The sequence below is a fragment of the Cupriavidus necator genome (assembly GCF_013141915.1).
Taxonomy (GTDB): Bacteria; Pseudomonadota; Gammaproteobacteria; order Burkholderiales; family Burkholderiaceae; genus Cupriavidus; species Cupriavidus necator_B.
Genome location: NZ_SROX01000030.1, coordinates 1 through 15,255 on the forward strand (window position 1 = coordinate 1; position 15,255 = coordinate 15,255).

Annotated in this window: 15 protein-coding genes; 8 read left to right on the forward strand and 7 right to left on the reverse strand. The window is 66.7% G+C overall.

The annotated features are described in order from the left end of the window. Positions 1–120: 120 nt before the first annotated feature. Entirely contained in the window at positions 121–645 is a 525-nt protein-coding gene (locus E5S69_RS31070) for a GFA family protein (RefSeq protein WP_171518153.1), read from the forward strand. Between the two features lie 176 nt (positions 646–821). On the opposite strand, the gene E5S69_RS31075 is transcribed toward E5S69_RS31070, so the two are convergent. The 4 genes from E5S69_RS31075 to E5S69_RS31090 form a co-directional block, all read right to left on the reverse strand. After that, a complete protein-coding gene (locus E5S69_RS31075; protein WP_171518154.1) occupies positions 822–1,178 on the reverse strand; it encodes an EF-hand domain-containing protein in 357 nt (118 codons plus the stop codon). 90 nt (positions 1,179–1,268) lie between these two features. Further along, positions 1,269–1,856 (reverse strand): hypothetical protein, encoded by a 588-nt coding sequence (locus tag E5S69_RS31080; protein WP_171518155.1) that lies wholly within the window; start codon positions 1,854–1,856, stop codon positions 1,269–1,271. 100 nt (positions 1,857–1,956) lie between these two features. Then, positions 1,957–2,874 (reverse strand): DUF2950 domain-containing protein, encoded by a 918-nt coding sequence (locus E5S69_RS31085; RefSeq protein WP_171518156.1) that lies wholly within the window; start codon positions 2,872–2,874, stop codon positions 1,957–1,959. A 17-nt stretch (positions 2,875–2,891) separates the two neighbouring features. Next, the gene (locus tag E5S69_RS31090; RefSeq protein ID WP_171518157.1) at positions 2,892–4,277 is read right to left on the reverse strand and encodes a DUF3300 domain-containing protein; all 1,386 of its coding nucleotides are present in this window, start codon (positions 4,275–4,277) and stop codon (positions 2,892–2,894) included. Between the two features lie 476 nt (positions 4,278–4,753). On the opposite strand from E5S69_RS31090, the gene E5S69_RS31095 reads away from it, so the two are divergent. The 7 genes from E5S69_RS31095 (at position 4,754) to E5S69_RS31125 (ending at position 12,545) form a co-directional block, all read left to right on the forward strand. Next, the gene (locus tag E5S69_RS31095) at positions 4,754–5,287 is read left to right on the forward strand and encodes a TetR/AcrR family transcriptional regulator (RefSeq protein ID WP_336510626.1); all 534 of its coding nucleotides are present in this window, start codon (positions 4,754–4,756) and stop codon (positions 5,285–5,287) included. Between the two features lie 57 nt (positions 5,288–5,344). Continuing rightward, positions 5,345–6,223 carry an NAD(P)-dependent oxidoreductase gene (locus E5S69_RS31100; RefSeq protein ID WP_171518158.1) on the forward strand — a complete coding sequence of 293 codons (879 nt, stop codon included), beginning with the start codon at positions 5,345–5,347 and terminating at the stop codon, positions 6,221–6,223. A 301-nt stretch (positions 6,224–6,524) separates the two neighbouring features. After that, the gene (locus E5S69_RS31105) at positions 6,525–6,785 is read left to right on the forward strand and encodes a hypothetical protein (RefSeq protein ID WP_171518159.1); all 261 of its coding nucleotides are present in this window, start codon (positions 6,525–6,527) and stop codon (positions 6,783–6,785) included. Continuing rightward, on the forward strand, positions 6,782–7,831 hold the full coding sequence (gene mdtN / locus E5S69_RS31110; protein ID WP_171518160.1) for a multidrug transporter subunit MdtN: 1,050 nt from the start codon (positions 6,782–6,784) through the stop codon (positions 7,829–7,831). The genes E5S69_RS31105 and mdtN overlap by 4 nt, the downstream gene beginning before the upstream one ends. Then, positions 7,812–9,782, forward strand: a complete 1,971-nt coding sequence (locus E5S69_RS31115) for an FUSC family protein (RefSeq protein WP_171518161.1) — start codon at positions 7,812–7,814, stop codon at positions 9,780–9,782. The genes mdtN and E5S69_RS31115 overlap by 20 nt, the downstream gene beginning before the upstream one ends. Then, complete coding sequence (locus E5S69_RS31120; RefSeq protein WP_171518162.1) at positions 9,769–11,310, forward strand: TolC family protein; 1,542 nt, start codon at positions 9,769–9,771, stop codon at positions 11,308–11,310. The genes E5S69_RS31115 and E5S69_RS31120 overlap by 14 nt, the downstream gene beginning before the upstream one ends. A gap of 167 nt (positions 11,311–11,477) precedes the next feature. Next, entirely contained in the window at positions 11,478–12,545 is a 1,068-nt protein-coding gene (locus E5S69_RS31125) for a glycosyltransferase family 4 protein (protein ID WP_171518163.1), read from the forward strand. Positions 12,546–12,621: 76 nt separating this feature from the next. On the opposite strand, the gene E5S69_RS31130 is transcribed toward E5S69_RS31125, so the two are convergent. The 3 genes from E5S69_RS31130 to E5S69_RS31140 form a co-directional block, all read right to left on the reverse strand. Further along, on the reverse strand, positions 12,622–12,834 hold the full coding sequence (locus tag E5S69_RS31130) for a hypothetical protein (protein WP_171518164.1): 213 nt from the start codon (positions 12,832–12,834) through the stop codon (positions 12,622–12,624). Between the two features lie 220 nt (positions 12,835–13,054). Further along, positions 13,055–14,302, reverse strand: a complete 1,248-nt coding sequence (locus tag E5S69_RS31135; protein WP_171518165.1) for an MgtC/SapB family protein — start codon at positions 14,300–14,302, stop codon at positions 13,055–13,057. Positions 14,303–14,421: 119 nt separating this feature from the next. Next, positions 14,422–15,249: a class I SAM-dependent methyltransferase gene (locus E5S69_RS31140; protein WP_171518166.1), complete on the reverse strand. Its 828-nt coding sequence runs from the start codon at positions 15,247–15,249 to the stop codon at positions 14,422–14,424. Positions 15,250–15,255 lie beyond the last annotated feature (6 nt).

Consider the following 15,255-nt stretch of genomic DNA (forward strand, 5'->3'; position numbering starts at 1 on the left):
TTGAGATAATGCTGGCTCACCGGTCAAATCCACGGTGAGCCTTTATCTGCCCTGAACACAAAAACGCTGACAGGCCCCGGATCGCGATCCGTATAAATTTCAGACGGAGGAATAAGCAAAGTGAAATCGAGCAAGCTTTTTCCAGCAGACGGTGGTTGTGCCTGCCAGTCCGTTCGATATCGCATTGAAACACCACCTCTGTTTGTACACTGCTGCCACTGCCGCTGGTGCCAGAGAGAGACGGGAGCTTCATTTGCCCTCAATGCAATGATTGAAGCAGACCGGGTCTCGCTCTTGTCTGGAGAGCCGGAGATTGTCGACACGCCGTCGGCAAGTGGCCGGGGGCAAATGATTGCTAGATGCCCGAAGTGCCGTGTCGCTGTGTGGAGCAGCTATGCGGGGTCCGGGCCGATACTACGCTTTGTGCGTGTTGGCACACTGGACAATCCAGACTTGCTCCCCCCGGATATTCACATCTACACATCATCGAAGCAACCCTGGGTCATTATCCCGGAGACCGTGCCATCCGTTATGGAGTACTACGATCGCGAGCAGTACTGGACAGCGGAGAGTCTGGAGCGGCGCCTGGCGATACTCCCAAAGATCAAGGCTTATCAAGCCAAGCGTCAGCGGGCGGGAAGCTAACGATTCGCTCTAAGCCGAAGCGCGCTTCGCGCTCGGACTGACTATGGCGTTCCAACGGCAGGCTCATCTCGGCCAAGCGGTTGGTAACGGAGCCGACCGGTCTCCATGCGGAGACCGGTGCGTCGGAGATGCTAAAGCGATTCTGTGTCCGGGCATGCCGCGGGCGCGGCGCTCACTCAGTTCCAGACAGGATTTTCATTCTGCATCTGTGCCTTGGTCTTCGACTGCCAGTACGCGCCGATCTGACGTTGTGTTACGTAGCCCCGCTTCCTGGCGTCGATCTTGTCAAAGCGCTTGTAGACCTCCGGCATGCCTGCCTCGGCTTCCTCGCGGCTGAGTTTCCCGTCATGGTTGGCGTCGGCCGCCTTGAACTTTTCGTCGATCAGGGCCTTGGCCTGGGCGGTGGTCGGCGGCGCAGCCGGCACCTGGGCCGCATCCGCGCCCTTGGCGGGTTGCGGCTGCTGCGCGCTCGCTGCGCCAAAAACGAGCACCATGGCAACGAAGCCCGCCGCCGACATTTTACGAACGATCATGTTTTATCTCCTCGAGTATTTGTGGTTCTACCTTGCCTTCCCGCCAAAATTGCCTGGCCGTCACTGACCGCAGATGCGTCTTCTGTCCTGCTATTTGCCGGCGGCCGGCTGCACCGACACCGCCAGGGCTTCCGTATAAACCGCCTGGACCCGATCGCCCTTCTTGATGTGCTTGAGTCGCTCCGGATCGTCAACCACCAGGTCGACCGTACGTCCTTTTGGACCCTTCAGGGTAACGGTCCTGGCAGTGGCGTTCACCGCGACAACGTCAGCTGTGGCCGTTACTTCCCGACCCACGGTGCCACCAGGCTTGGCGCCGGGTGCCGAGCGGTCCGACATTTCGCGCTCTTGCATGGCAAGCGGCCCGCTGCCCTTTTGCAAGCTCAGGCTCAGGGCTTCCCGGTACTCGACAGTCACGGTATCGCCGACCTTTAACTGGTCAAAGTTCCGGGCTTCGTCGCCGACCACCAGGTCCACCACCTTGCCGTCTTTCCTCTTCAGTGAAACCGTTCGTGTCGACGCATCGATCCTGGCGATCTTGGCGGTCACCTTGGATGTGCCCGTCGCCTTCATCTGGCCGGGGGCCTGCGAGACGTCCATCTTCGTTTCAGGCTGCGCCCAAGCCGACGCCGTAGCCGCCATCATCACGGCCACGGCCAGCAGTGTCTTACTTTTCATGCCGCTCTCCCTTTCGTCTTCCATTGTCAATCTTCCGCGGACCTGGCACCTGCCGCAACCGGCTGCTGCGGCGCGCATCAGGACTGCATGACCGTGCGCGTCATGGCGTCACCTCGGTCCAGCCCGGGCCCGGGTCAAAGGCCCGGATCGACAGCGCCCGGCCCCGGCTGTCCGGGCCAAGGTCGCGCTCGAAGACGCGTCCGTCATGACTGACCATGAAGCTCTTGATCCCGGTATCGCCATAGCGAACCGGCCACGCAATCACGGCAAAGCCACCGAATAGCTTGCCATTCACGAGATAGTCGTACTGGCCACCCGGTGCGTGGCTTCCCTGCGAAGTCAGTAGCTTGAAGTGATAACCGTAATAACCGCCCTGCCCCGCGTTGCGCATGGTTGCCTCAAGAAAGGCGGGCCCGAGCGGGCTTTGCGGTTCGCCGAGCTTTGTCGGCCAGTACAGGCCGTCGCGCTTGCCAGGCGAACTGGTGAGCCTGGCTGCGTACAGCGACACACCGCTGGTCTGCCGGCTCATCTGCGCATAGTCGTTCTGCGCATCGCAAAGCGCCAGCAAGGTCTGCATCACCGCCAGTTCGTTGCGGCCGATGCGGCGCACACGCATTTCCTCAACCCCCGCGCGCGTATCGAAATGCCAACCTTTGGCAGTCTTTACCAGGGGAATCGGCAACGTCCAGTCGTCTTTTCCGGTCACAATGCGAGCGCGGTTGTCCCCTTCACGCCGAATGGCGTGTGCCTGGCTCCATGACTCAAGGAACCGGTAGCGAATCTCCGCGCCCACCGGTGGGATCAGGTTGTGATAGCTGGAGCCAAGCAGCGATTTCACCGCCTCATCATCACTGGTGGCCACCGCTTCGCCAAAGGCGTTCATCGCCGCTTCGGGTGAGCTGAAACTCTTCTGCGCAGCGGCCGGCGCCATGCCCAGAATGAGCAACGCAAGCACCTGGGCGATGGCACTGCCCCAGGCACAAGGCCGGCACGCAGAAGATCGTGGTATCAAAGGCATGATCGTGTTTCCCCGGATTAGCGCCTGCCGCCACGACCGCCGCCACCGCCACCACGGCCGCCACGACCGCCGCCACCGCTGAATCCACCGCCGTGGCCACCGGCACCACTGAATCCACTGCTGCTTCTGCCCGCGCCGCTTTGGCGTTGCGCAATCGACTGCGCGCTGGACCTGCCTCGGTCAAGATCCCGCTGCGCCGCCGCGCCGCCTGCGCCTACGCCCTGGAACGCGTTATCGCGTCCACCGCCTGCACCGCCTTCGCGTCCGCCTGCAGCTCCGGCACGATCCGACACGCCTCCGCGATCGCCGGCACCGCCGCGATCGCCCACACCGCCACGATCGCCCACACCGCCACGATCGCCCACACCGCCGCGATCGCCCACACCGCCACGATCGCCCACACCGCCGCGATCGCCCACACCGCCCCCATCGCGACCACGGAACTCGTTGCGCCTGTCGGCACCGGCCCCACTCCTGCCGCCGAACTTCTCACGCGAGGCATTATCGCGGTACGACACGCCTTTTCGATGTGCGGCGTCGTGCTGCCATTTTCCACCGGCCTGCACCTTGGTGCGGTCGAAGTTGCGATCGATGTTGGTAGCTCTGTTAACGTTGACGTTCACGTCGCCGCCGCCCCAGTTGCAGTTGCCGAAGATGGCTCCGGCCGCTGCCAGGCCAACGCCCCATGCCAACCCGGTGGCAAGGGCTGCGCCGGGATAGTAGGCCGGATATGGCGGCCAGTAATAAGGCGGATAAGCGGGATAGCTCCAGGCGCCGTAAACCACGCTCGGATTGTAGGCAGGCACGTAAATGACCTCCGGGTTCGCCGGCTCGATCCGTACGATGCTCTGAGGGGGCGGCCCCGCCGTCGTCACCTGGCCCTGAGCCGGGGCGGGAGGCGGCGCAGATTCCACAATCACCTTCTGCTGTTGGTTCGACTGGAGGTTGCCCGATTGCTGGGCGCGCGCCCGCAGCCGCTGCACCGCTGCCAGCACGTCCTTCTCCTGGCCCAGGAAGGCGTCGCCAAGCTTCTGCGTCCAGTCGAGCTTGTCGCTCATTGGCTCGAGCGCCTGTGGAAAGGCAACCAGCGACTTTACGCTGACATCCCATGGCTGGCTCTCGACCGCCTTGACGGCGGCATCGCCTTTCACCTTCGGGTTAGCCTTGACCCAGCGCGCAGCCTGCACGATTTCCAGCGGATAGGTGGAAGCCATCAGGACCTGGGACAACACGGAATCGGGGTAGAGCGCAATTGGCGCGACCAGCGCCTCGAGTTCCTCGGGCTTGAAGGGGGGCGCTTGCTCCGACCCAGCTTGCGCGCTTGCACCGAACGAGACCAGCGTCAGGCTGGCGAAAAGCCAGGGTCGGACGTAAAGAAACAAACGCATCAGCCAACGGTTCATCCCCAGGCCTCCACCATTTGCCGTTCACCACATCGGGCTTCTTCATGCCCGGGGGCCGCGCAGGCCAGGAAGGACGGGCCGACAAAGGCCCTGGCCGCCCAGTTCTGGTCAGATGCCTTGCCGCGCCCGGCGGGAAAGATCACTTGGGCCAGTCCCGTGGACGGAAGCGCATCGGTTCCTGCGCTACGGATGTTGCGCCATCCCGGGAGGGAAGCCGGACAACAGGTGTTCTCTATCGTCCTCATGCCAACTCTAGCCGTATGCTTCGCTGACACCTATGAAATCTTTTCGAAGCCGAAATAAGAAATTTCCGATGCCGCCATGACAAAGAGGCGATGCGCCGCTATATTGGGAACAATCATTTCCTAATTAACCGGTCCACCGGCATGACCGCAACCCATCCCGAAGTATCCACACGCGCACGCGGCCGGGGCCGCCCGCGCGAGTTCAACGTCGAGCAGGCGCTCGACCGGGCAGTGCGCGTGTTCAGCGAACGCGGTTACCACGGCACTTCGATCACCGATCTCACCGACGCCATGGGCCTCGCGCAAGGCAGTCTCTACAAGGCATTCAAGGATAAACAATCGCTGTTCCTGGCGGCGTTCGATCGCTACCGGGCCCAGCGGGCGGAGAAGCTGCACCGGATCAGCGATAACGCCGGCACCGGCCTGGATCGCCTTCGCGCCACGCTGGACTTCTATGCCGACTCCGCCCAGGGCGCGGCCGGTCGGCAAGGGTGTCTGGTTGTCGGCAGCACCGTGGAACTGTGTGCATTTGACAAACCAGTGGCCGACCACATCGCTGCCGCGCTGTCGCGCAACGAGGCGTTACTGGCTGAACTGATCCGCCAAGGCCAGGAAGACGGCTCGATCGCGGCCCATGTGAATGTCGAAGCGACTGCGCAGATGCTGCTGTGCCTGACGCAAGGCATGCGCGTCGTCGGCAAGACCGGGCGCAGCCGCGAACAGATGCAAGCCGTGGCGGCCGTTGCACTCAAGGCATTAGCCTGAAAATTTTTTGTCTATTTAGGAAGCAATCGATTCCCTTTTGACCAAGGAGACCTCTCCATGAAGATCGCTTTTTTGGGCCTCGGCACGATGGGTCTGCCAATGGCCACCAATTTGCTCAAGGCCGGCCACGCGATGCGTGGCTGGAATCGCTCGCCCATGCCGGTGGCGAAATTCAGAGCGCTCGGCGCGCAAAGCGCGGCCACACCGGTCGAGGCAGTGGCCGATGCGGACGTGTTGGTCTCGATGCTGGCCGACGACGAAGCCACCCGTGCCACGATACTGGATGCACAGACACTGCCCGCGCTAAAGCGGGGAGCGATCCATGTCAACATGGCCACGATATCGGTGGCCCTGGCAGCCGAACTGGCTGCGTTACACCACGCGCAAGGCGTGGGCTACGTTGCCGCCCCGGTGCTCGGACGGGTAAACGTGGCAGAAGCGGGGCGGCTCAACATCCTGGCTGCCGGCAATTCCGAGGCCATTGCAACCGTGCAGCCGCTGCTGGATGTACTCGGGCAAAAGACCTGGCATCTGGGCGAACGGCCAGAACAGGCCAATGCTGCCAAGCTTGCCGTGAACTTCATGATTGCCAGCGCCATCGGTACGATGGGCGAAGCCGTGGCACTGGCGCACGGCCACGGGGTGGACAAGGTCCGCTTTCTGGAAATGGTCACGTCTACGGCCTTCGCGGCTCCAGTCTACAAGGGCTATGGTCAGGCCATCGCCGAAGAGCGCTTCGAGCCAGCCGGTTTCAAGCTGGCGCTGGGCTTCAAAGACGTGCGCCTGGCGCTGGAAGCTGCGGAACAGGTTAACGTTCCCCTTCCTCTAGCGAGTACTCTGAGCGATACGCATATCGAAAGCCTTGCGCATGGCGAAGGCCACCTGGATTGGGCAGCGCTGTCGCGCACGTCCGCACGCCGTGCCGGGCAGGCCTGAACTGTCACCGCACCTGCGACCGGATCGCAGGACCGGGTTGCCACGTATTCGAAGGCCAGGCCGCTACTGCAGCGGCCGGCCAAATCCAGACCGACCACTTTACGTTAGAGGACTGTTCTGGCTCAGTTGAAATGTCCGAGCTGGCCCGGACAACCTGTGCGCCCCCCCCCGCCAAGAAGCTTCCGTGCCACCGACACCCTCGGCAGAAGCGACGACTCGAACTGCGTCCCTTGGACAACCCGGTTTCCGCGCTGCTATATTCCCGGATACTTCAAGTGTGCCTCACTGACCACCCCCACCCATGGCTCGCTGGCTTCCGCTCGCAGCATTGGCTGTTCTCCTGCATGGCTGTGCCGGTGCACCTTCCTTTGCCTTGTTCGGCGCCTATTTTCCGCTCTGGCTGTTGAGCGCGCTGATCGGCATCCTGGGCGCCGTGCTCGCCTGGCGTGTCTTCATTGCAACCGGCTGGGCGGAGACGGTCCGCTTCCAGCTGCTCGTCAATACGGCGATCGGCCTCATCGTTGCCGAAATCGTCTGGCTGATCGGTACGGGGCATCTATGAAAATGGCTGGCATGCGCCGCGGCCCGTGGCGCGGGAAAGTGATTGCGCTGGGGATCGTGGCGCTGGCCGTGGCGCTTTCTCTCTATGCCTACGAGCGGACCGTGCGGTTTCCCTCGACCGACGATGCCGCGCTGGACGCGGACCTGATCCACGTCGCGTCGCCGGTAGGCGGCCGCATTGCCCGCATACGGGTGACGGAAAACCAGCGCGTTGCCAGGGGCGATGTCCTGTTCGAAATCGACCCGGTGCCGTACGGGCTGACCCTGGCCCAGGCACAGGCCGATCTGGAACTGGCCAAGGCAATGCTCGGCACGCGGCGCCGCAGCATCGGCACCGAGCGCGGCACGGCCTCCGTCGCTGCCGAGCAGATTGCCCGTGCCGAGCAGAACTATGCGCTGACGCAACGTACCGTAGAGCGCTTGCGGCCACTGGCTGCCGATGGCTATGTGCCGAAGCAGCAGTTGGACCAGGCCGAAGTTGCCAGGCGCGACGCGGCAGTGACGCTGAAGCAGGCGCAGTTGCAGCAAGCCACCACGGCACAGGCAGTGGGCAATGCGGACGATGCCATGGCCACGGTGCGCGCACGCGAGGCGGCCCTGGCCCTCGCCCAGCGTGCGCTGGACGATACCGTGGTGCGCGCCGCGTTCGATGGCCGTGTCAGCGGCCTGCGGGTGCTGGCCGGCGAAGTCGTGCTGCCCAACCAGTCGCTGTTCCTGCTCGTGCATACCGGCGAGTGGTTTGCCATGGCCAATTTCCGCGAGACCCAGCTGGCGGATATCCATATCGGCGACTGCGCCACCGTCTACTCAATGATCGACCGGCGCACTGCCCTGCGTGGCACCGTGGAGGGCATCGGCGTCGGCATCGGCGACACCGATCGCGTGAATCTTCCGCGCTCCCTGCCCTATGTGCAGCCGTCGGTGAACTGGGTGCGCGTGGCCCGCCGGTTTCCGGTGCGCATCAAGCTGGCCGAGCCGCCGGAAGCCCTGGCTCGGGTCGGTGCGAGCGCCATCGTCGAGGTGCGGCATGGCGCAGCCTGCCGCTGACCAGCGCCGTGCCGTTGCCGAGTTCGGCGCCCTGCTGGCGCCGTTTCCCGGTCGCGCGGCGCTCACCACCCGCATTGCGGTGGCCAGCACGCTGACCGTACTGATCGCCGCGATATATGGCACGCCGGAGACCGCGATCTCCGCGTACGTCATCTTTTTCATCAACCGCGCAGACCGCACCAGCAGCATCGTGCTCAGCCTCGCCATGCTGGTCCTGGTGAGCCTGATCGTCGGGCTGGTGATCGTGCTGGCTGATTTCACGCTCGACAACCCCGTGCTGCGCGTGGCATGCATGGCGGTGTTGTCGGCGGGGCTGCTGTTCCTGACCTCCGCCAGCAAGTTGCGGCCGGTGGGCGCGATCGTGGCGATGATCGTCGGCTTCGGACTGGATGAACTGGGACTGGTGCCAGCCGGCGAGCTGGCCACGCGCGGCCTGCTGTATGCCTGGCTGATGGTGGCCATCCCGATTGGCGCCAACGTGGTGGTCAACCTGCTGCTGGGGCCATCGCCACGCCGGCTGGCAGGCGAGCGTCTGGCGCATTGCCTGCGCGTGGCGGCGCGCAGCCTGCGCGATCCGGCAGCGCAAGGCACCGCGCTGGCGACGGCGTTACGCGATGGGGTCCAGCCCCTGCCCGGCTGGCTCAGGCTGGCCAGGCTCGAAGGCAGCGCGACTGCGGCTGACGTGCTCGCGCTACGGCAAGCGATGACGTCGACCATGGCCATCCTGATGGCCGTCGATGTCGCCTGGCGGCAGCCTGACGCGCGCTTGCCCGCCACCTGCGCGGCGATCATCGCCGATACGCTCGATGCCATGGCACGCATGCTCGCCGCCGGCGGCTATCCGGTCGACATCACCCTGGCGCTGCCCGAGGCCGCGGCCCTGCCGCCGCTGCAGCAAGCGGTGGCAAAGGCGCTGCGCGAGGCCATCGAACACTACGCCGAACCCGCCGCATCGGCGGCACCGGAAGCGGCGCACAGTACTCCGGCCAGCAAGCCGGGGTTCATGGACCGCGACGCCTTCACTAACCGTTCCCATGTTCACTACGCCCTGAAGACCACCGGCGCTGCCATGTTCTGCTACCTGCTCTACCAGCAGTTGAACTGGCCCGGCATCCATACCTGCTTTATTACCTGCTACCTGGTTGCGCTCGGTACGGTGGCGGAATCCGTGGAAAAACTCGCGCTGCGGCTGGCGGGATGCCTGGCCGGCGCGGCGGCGGGGACCGCGGCCATCGTCTATGTCGTGCCGGCACTGGATTCCGTGACCGGTTTGCTGGCGCTGGTGTTGGTCGGTACGTGGCTGTCGGCGTGGGTGGCGTCGGGCTCGCCGCGCATCGCGTACGCGGGCTTCCAGGTCGCGTTTGCGTTCTATCTCTGCGTGATCCAGGGCCCGGGCCCGGGATTCGACCTGACCATCGCCCGGGACCGGGTGATCGGCATCATCATCGGCAACCTGGTGGTGTACCTGGTGTTCACCAGGATCTGGCCCGTCAGCATCGCCGGCCGCATCGACGCGGCGCTGGCGGCATTGGCAAGCCAGTGGCAGCAGCTGATTGATGCGCACCAGCCCGCCGCGCGCCGCCAGCATGCCGCCAGCGCCATGGCACTGCAGCGAGATATTGCGCAGGACTTGTCGCTGGCACGTTACGAGCCGGCGTCGGTCGGCCCTGCGCCGGCGTGGCTGGCGCAGCAATGGCAGCGCCTGAGACTGCTCGACGCGGTGGCGGGCCCCCTGTTCCTGCTGGCGGAACGGTTCCCGGGCGATCCTGCGATCGCCGCGCGGCTTCGCGCAGTGCGAACCGGCGAGGCACCGCCTGCCGGCGCGCAGCGCGATGCAGCGGCCGGCCCGGACGACGCCACACGCGCCACCCTGCTGGCGCTGGTCGATCAATACTTGTCTGAAACGCGCCCGGCCGCGGCGCACGCACCCTCTTCCCATGCGCAAACCTGATCCGCTCGCGCTGCTGCCGCTGGTGGCGGTGCTGGCCGTGGCCGGCTGTGCCACCGCGTCGCTCGACCTTGCGCCACCGCGGCCCGACCGGCCATGGCAGGCGCCCACCGGCGCGACGGGCGAAATCGTCGCCGGTGCGCCGGCCGGATCCGCCCCGACGGACTCGCCATCGGACTACGTGCTGCCTGCGAACACGACGCTGGCGACCATCGCCCCGCCCGTGCCGCTCGATGCCGCGCACGCCTATACGCTGCCCGAGCTGATCGACCTGGCGCAATCGCACAACCCGCTGACCCGGGTGGCCTGGAACGACGCCCGCAATGCCGCACTGGCCACCGGCATCGCGCGCAGCAGTTATCTGCCGCAGCTTTCGGTGGCGGCCATGGGCGGCTGGCAGAACGGCCGCCTGTCCGGTTCCACCGTGCTCGGCCAGGCAGGCACCGACACATCGCGCCACGGTGCGATCTCCGCGGTATCGCTGCAGTGGCTGCTGTTCGATTTCGGCGAGCGCGCGGGCGTGGTCGAAGCCGCCGAGCAGGCCACGGTGGCGGCGAACATCGCCTTCACTGCCCTGCACCAGCGCATCATCCACGAGGTCAGCGTCGCGTTCTACCGCTACCAGGCAGCGCGCGCGCGGATGGCCACGGTCGACCAGGCCACGGCCAATGCCGATGCGGTGCTGACGGCCGCCCGGTCACGCTACCAACGCGGCATCGGCACGGTGGTGGAAGTGGCGCAGGCCACCCAGAACCAGGCCCAGACCAGGCTGGCGAAGGTGCAGGCGCAAGGCGCGGAAACCGATGCCTACCTGGGGCTGATCAACGCCATCGGCATTTCCCCGCTGTCGAAGCCGCGCATCGCCGGGATGCCGGTGCGGCCGCTGTCGCCGGCGCTGCGCAGTTCGATCGAGCAGATCGTGGCGCGGGCCATCGCGCAACGACCCGATGTGCTGGGGGCCTACGCCGTGGAGCGCGCCAGCCAGGCCCGCGTGAAGGCGGCCGAAGCGGCGTTCCTGCCGAAGGTGTTCATGTCGGCGGTGGCCTCGTATGCGTCGGGCGGATCCGCCATCACGGCGATTCCTCCCGTGGGGCAGCAGCCGCCGACGGTCAATCTCAACGGTTATCGCTACGGCAGCAGCGTATTCCTGGGCGTGACGCTGCCGCTCTATGACGGCGGCATGCGCTCGGCCGTGCTGGCGCAGGCGCGCAACGATGCGGACAGCGCATCGGCGAAGCTGACGCGCGCCAAAGAAGACTCGGTGCGCCAGGTGGTGGTCAGCCAGAGCGCGCTGGAATCGAGCCTGGCAGCCTATGACGCCGCCAGGGCGCTGGCCGACGCTGCGCAGATCACCTATGACGCGGCGTACAACGCCTATCGCCGGGGCGTGGGCACGGTCACCGAGGCCAACCTTGCGCAAAACCAGTTGCTGCTGGCGCGCAACGCATCGGCCGATGCCTACAGCGCGGCCTTGACCGCGGCGGCAATGCTGGCGCTGGCCACCGGGGAAATCGGCAAGGGTGCCAACTAGCGGGCCACGCTCGGCGCCAGGACGGCAGTTGCGTCCGGCCTGCCGCCCCTGACCAAAGCATCCGTGCGCCGGCGCACAGATGGGTGCGCCGGCTGACGGCATGCTGGGACGTCACTTTCCCGTTAGCGGAAGGCCCTGTGCTGTGCATGCCATGGAGCGCAAAGAGGATGAGCCAGCCTGAGCCACCGGAGGTCGCCCCGCCGCCGCTGCCGGACCTCTTGATCTTCAGCGCCCCGTTCCACCCCTCCGTTGGCGGCATGGAGCGCTTTGCCGAGGACCTGGCGGGGGGACTGACCGAGCTCGGCTATCAGGTAGAGTTGGCAACGCGCACGCCGGCCGCCGCCGGGGACGCGCCGACGTACCCCTATCCGGTGACGCGCGTGTCGAGCCTGGTCGAGCTGGCGCGCGTCATGCTGCGGCATCCGCTGATCGTGTTCGTCGGCCTGACGTTCTACGACGTGTTGCTGGCCACCGCGCTGCGGCGCCGCATCGTGCTGACGCATCATGGTCCGTACGACAACTATGGCGAGAAGCGCCGTTTCACCCCAGGCAACGTCAAGCGCTGGATGTCGCGCTTCTACCACAACATCTGCGTCAGCCGGTACCTGGCCGGATGGCTGCCGGGACAGCCCCTGGTGATTCATAACGGCTATCGCGACGACCTGTTCGCGCCGTCATCCGGGGCGCGCCCGCCGGGCAGCTTCGCTTTTGTCGGGCGGCTGGTGACCGAGAAAGGCGCTGACCTGCTGCTGCGCAGCTTCGCCAGGCTGCGCGCGCTGCACGCTGACGCCCGACTGACGGTGATCGGCGACGGGCCGCAGTACGCGATGCTGGTCGCGCTGGCCGCCACCCTGGAGTGCGCCGAGGCGGTGACGTTTGCTGGTGCGCAGCCGGCCGCGGCCGTGGCGACGATGCTGGCGCAGCATGCCTGCCTGGTGGTGCCGTCGATCGGTTACGAGCCCTTCGGCATCGTCGCGCTGGAAGGCCTCGCGGCAGGCTGCGAAGTCATCGTCACGCGCCGCGGCGGCCTTCCCGAGGCGGTCGGCGGGTTCGGCTGGGTGGTGGATCCCGCGGTCGACCCGTTGTGCGAAACCATGCTGGCGGTGCAGGCCGGCGCAACCCGTCGCAGCGAACCCGGCCTGCGGCTGTTCCTGGCCGACCACCAGCGCAAGACCGTTGCGCGCCGGTACGCCGAAGCGATCGCGGGCTTCATGCAGCTACGCCGCAAGCGCTGAGGCGGCGGCTGGCCGGCGCGCTGCTGCGCGCCGGTCCTCACGCGCCCAAGCCTGTCAAGACCGCGGTCAACCGCGTCTAGCGCGCGGGCTTGTTCGGCTTGCGGGTTTCACCCTGATGCTGTCTCTGCGGATCTTCGTTCTTGAAGCCGCCATAGCTGCTCTGCCCGGGATCGGCGCTGCGGCTCTTGATCTGGCTGGCATCCCGGTCCATCCGCGCGCCCGGGTTCTTTTTGTCCGCGCCGGTCTTGCCGGTCTTGCCTGCTGTCTTTCCACTTGAACCTGGTTTCATTTCCAACTCCTTGTCGTGACACAGTGTCGGTCTGAGGACCTGCCCCCGGGCCGGCTGACTCCGCCTTTCAGGAGTCCGCGCTGGCGCCCGGAAGCGAAAACCACGCAACTTTTATTCCACGATCGATCGCGGCGCGCGGTCAACCGTGGCGGCCGTCGCAGAGGGGCGCCTGCGGTATCGCTGGCAGCAGCATTGCAGAATTTGCCGGCCTCCCCTTCCCTCAGGCCAGCTGCAGCAGCCACGCGACCGCCCAGGCCGTGCCGGTCGACAGCACCAGCCCAAGCGCCACCGGCACCGCAAAGTACGCGCCGCCCGCCGTCGAGGCGACGATCTTGCTGACGGTATTGGCGGTCAACGCCCCCAGCACCGGCCATACCGCGGCCGGCGGCTCGACCTTGCCGGCGCCGACCATGGCGCCGATCGAAGTGGCCGCGGCATGCGCGTCGGCAAAGCCGGCGCCCACCGACAGCGCCAGCAGCCCCTCGTTGCCGGCCCATGCCTGCGTGGCCGCGCCCACCAGTTGCAGCACGGCAAACAGCAGCGCAAACACCGCCGCGCCGCGCCAGTCGAAGATCCCGCCGCCGGGCACGCCCTCGGTGCCGCCGCGGGCCTCGTGCCAGGAGCGCCAGAGCCAGATGCTGCCAAAGGCCGCGATCACTGCCAGCCCCGCCGCCAGCGGCAGCGCCAGCGCCGCCAGCGCGGACAGGCTGGTGGCGCCCAGCAACAGCAGCATCTGCACGTAGGTGGCGACACTCGACAGCAAGGCCGCCGCCACCGGGCCGTGGATGCGCGCCTCGCTCCGGCGCGACAGCACCGCCATCGCGGCAATGGTGGCGGTGCTGGAGACGAAGCCGCCGAACAGGCCCGAGATCGGCAGACCCAGGCGGTCGCCGAACAGGCGCGCGCAGACGTGCCCGACCGCGCCGGCCAGCAGCACCAGCAGCACCACCAGCCAGATCGCATGCGGGTTCCAGGCCTGCAGCGGGCCCATGTAGCGGTCCGGCAGCAGCGGCCAGACGATCAGCGCCGCAGTGGCAAGGATCAGCGCCTCGCTCATTTCCTCGCGCGTGACCACGCGGCGGGCCAGATGGTGCAGGAAGGACTTGCCATGCAGCAACAGCACCACCACCGTGGCCAGCGCTGCCGCCAGCGCCGGATGGCTCGCCGCCAGCGCGCCCAGCAGCAGCGTCAGCAGCAGCGCGAATTCCGTGGTCAGGCCGCTGTCGTGGCCGGCCGAGCGGTGGTAGCTCACCGCCGTCAGCATGGCCGCGCCCAGCAGCATGACCGGCAGCACCAGCGCCGACGGCAGTATCGCGCTGGCCACGCCCGCCAGGCTGGCCAGCGCGAAGGTGCGCAGCCCGGCCGGGGCTTCGCTGCTGCCGTCGGCCGCCTGGCTGCGCTCGCGCTCCAGCCCGATCGCGAGTCCGATGCCCAACGCCACCGATGCGGAAATGATCAAGGGGTCCATGCCATATGCCCGAGGTTGCAGTCGTCGTGAAGCCTGGCGGATGCCTGTGACGACAGTATCGGTGCAGGCGACGATTTGCGCACCCCTTGAGCGAGCCTTGTGGACCGGTGCGCGATGCTTCAGCCCGCGGGCGCGACTACCATGACCACATGCGCCTGCATGGGGCCGGCCAGCGGGCCGGCGCCATAGGCCTGTACCAGCGCCTGCTCGCAGTGGTCGGTCGCGCGCGCCAGGGCGTCGGGCCCGCGCGCCTCCAGGTCGGTGCGCAGCGGCGTGCCCTGGCAGAATGCCACGGCGGGGATACGCGCGGCGGCTGCGTGGCTGGTTTCGGTGACGGTCTCGAACACCGCGCCCGCGGTGAATCCGCCCGCGCGCAGGTCTTGCTCGATGGCGGCCTGGCTGTGGTAGCCGTGCGGGATGCGGACCATGAAATCGGGCGGCGCGTCGGGAAACAGCGCAGCGAGCGCCGCGGTGATGTCGCGCGCAAATGCGTTGAACGCGATCCGGTCCCACACGTTGAACACCAGCGTGCCGCCTGGCACCAGCACGCGGCGGGCCTCGGCGAACGCCCTGCCCTTGTCGGGGAAGAACATCGCGCCGAACTGGCATGCCACCAGGTCGAAGCTGGCGTCGCCGAACGGCAGCTGCATGGCGTCGGCCTCGCGCCATTGCACCGGGCGCGTGGTGCCCGCGGCTTGCGCGCGCGCCAGCATCGGTGCATTGAGGTCGGTGGCGACGACCAGGGTGTCCGCCGCCAGGCGGAGCGCGAGTTCCCGGGTCAGCACGCCGGTGCCGGCGGCCAGCTCCAGCACCCGCCGCGGCCGCAGCGCGGCGATGCGCCGCCCCAGGTCGGCGGCATAGGGCGCAAAGATCATCGGCACCATCAGGGTCTCATAAACCTCGGGAATCGCCCCCGCAAAGACTTTGTCCTGGTGTTGCATGCCCATGGCCCG

Coding starts and splice junctions, on each gene's coding strand:
- E5S69_RS31075 (WP_171518154.1), bottom strand. CDS start 1,178: ATGATCGTTCGTAAAATGTCGGCGGCGGGCTTCGTTGCCATGGTGCTC.
- E5S69_RS31080 (WP_171518155.1), bottom strand. CDS start 1,856: ATGAAAAGTAAGACACTGCTGGCCGTGGCCGTGATGATGGCGGCTACG.
- E5S69_RS31085 (WP_171518156.1), bottom strand. CDS start 2,874: ATGCCTTTGATACCACGATCTTCTGCGTGCCGGCCTTGTGCCTGGGGC.
- E5S69_RS31090 (WP_171518157.1), bottom strand. CDS start 4,277: ATGAACCGTTGGCTGATGCGTTTGTTTCTTTACGTCCGACCCTGGCTT.
- E5S69_RS31100 (WP_171518158.1), top strand. CDS start 5,345: ATGAAGATCGCTTTTTTGGGCCTCGGCACGATGGGTCTGCCAATGGCC.
- E5S69_RS31105 (WP_171518159.1), top strand. CDS start 6,525: ATGGCTCGCTGGCTTCCGCTCGCAGCATTGGCTGTTCTCCTGCATGGC.
- mdtN (WP_171518160.1), top strand. CDS start 6,782: ATGAAAATGGCTGGCATGCGCCGCGGCCCGTGGCGCGGGAAAGTGATT.
- E5S69_RS31115 (WP_171518161.1), top strand. CDS start 7,812: ATGGCGCAGCCTGCCGCTGACCAGCGCCGTGCCGTTGCCGAGTTCGGC.
- E5S69_RS31120 (WP_171518162.1), top strand. CDS start 9,769: ATGCGCAAACCTGATCCGCTCGCGCTGCTGCCGCTGGTGGCGGTGCTG.
- E5S69_RS31125 (WP_171518163.1), top strand. CDS start 11,478: ATGAGCCAGCCTGAGCCACCGGAGGTCGCCCCGCCGCCGCTGCCGGAC.
- E5S69_RS31130 (WP_171518164.1), bottom strand. CDS start 12,834: ATGAAACCAGGTTCAAGTGGAAAGACAGCAGGCAAGACCGGCAAGACC.
- E5S69_RS31135 (WP_171518165.1), bottom strand. CDS start 14,302: ATGGACCCCTTGATCATTTCCGCATCGGTGGCGTTGGGCATCGGACTC.
- E5S69_RS31140 (WP_171518166.1), bottom strand. CDS start 15,249: ATGGGCATGCAACACCAGGACAAAGTCTTTGCGGGGGCGATTCCCGAG.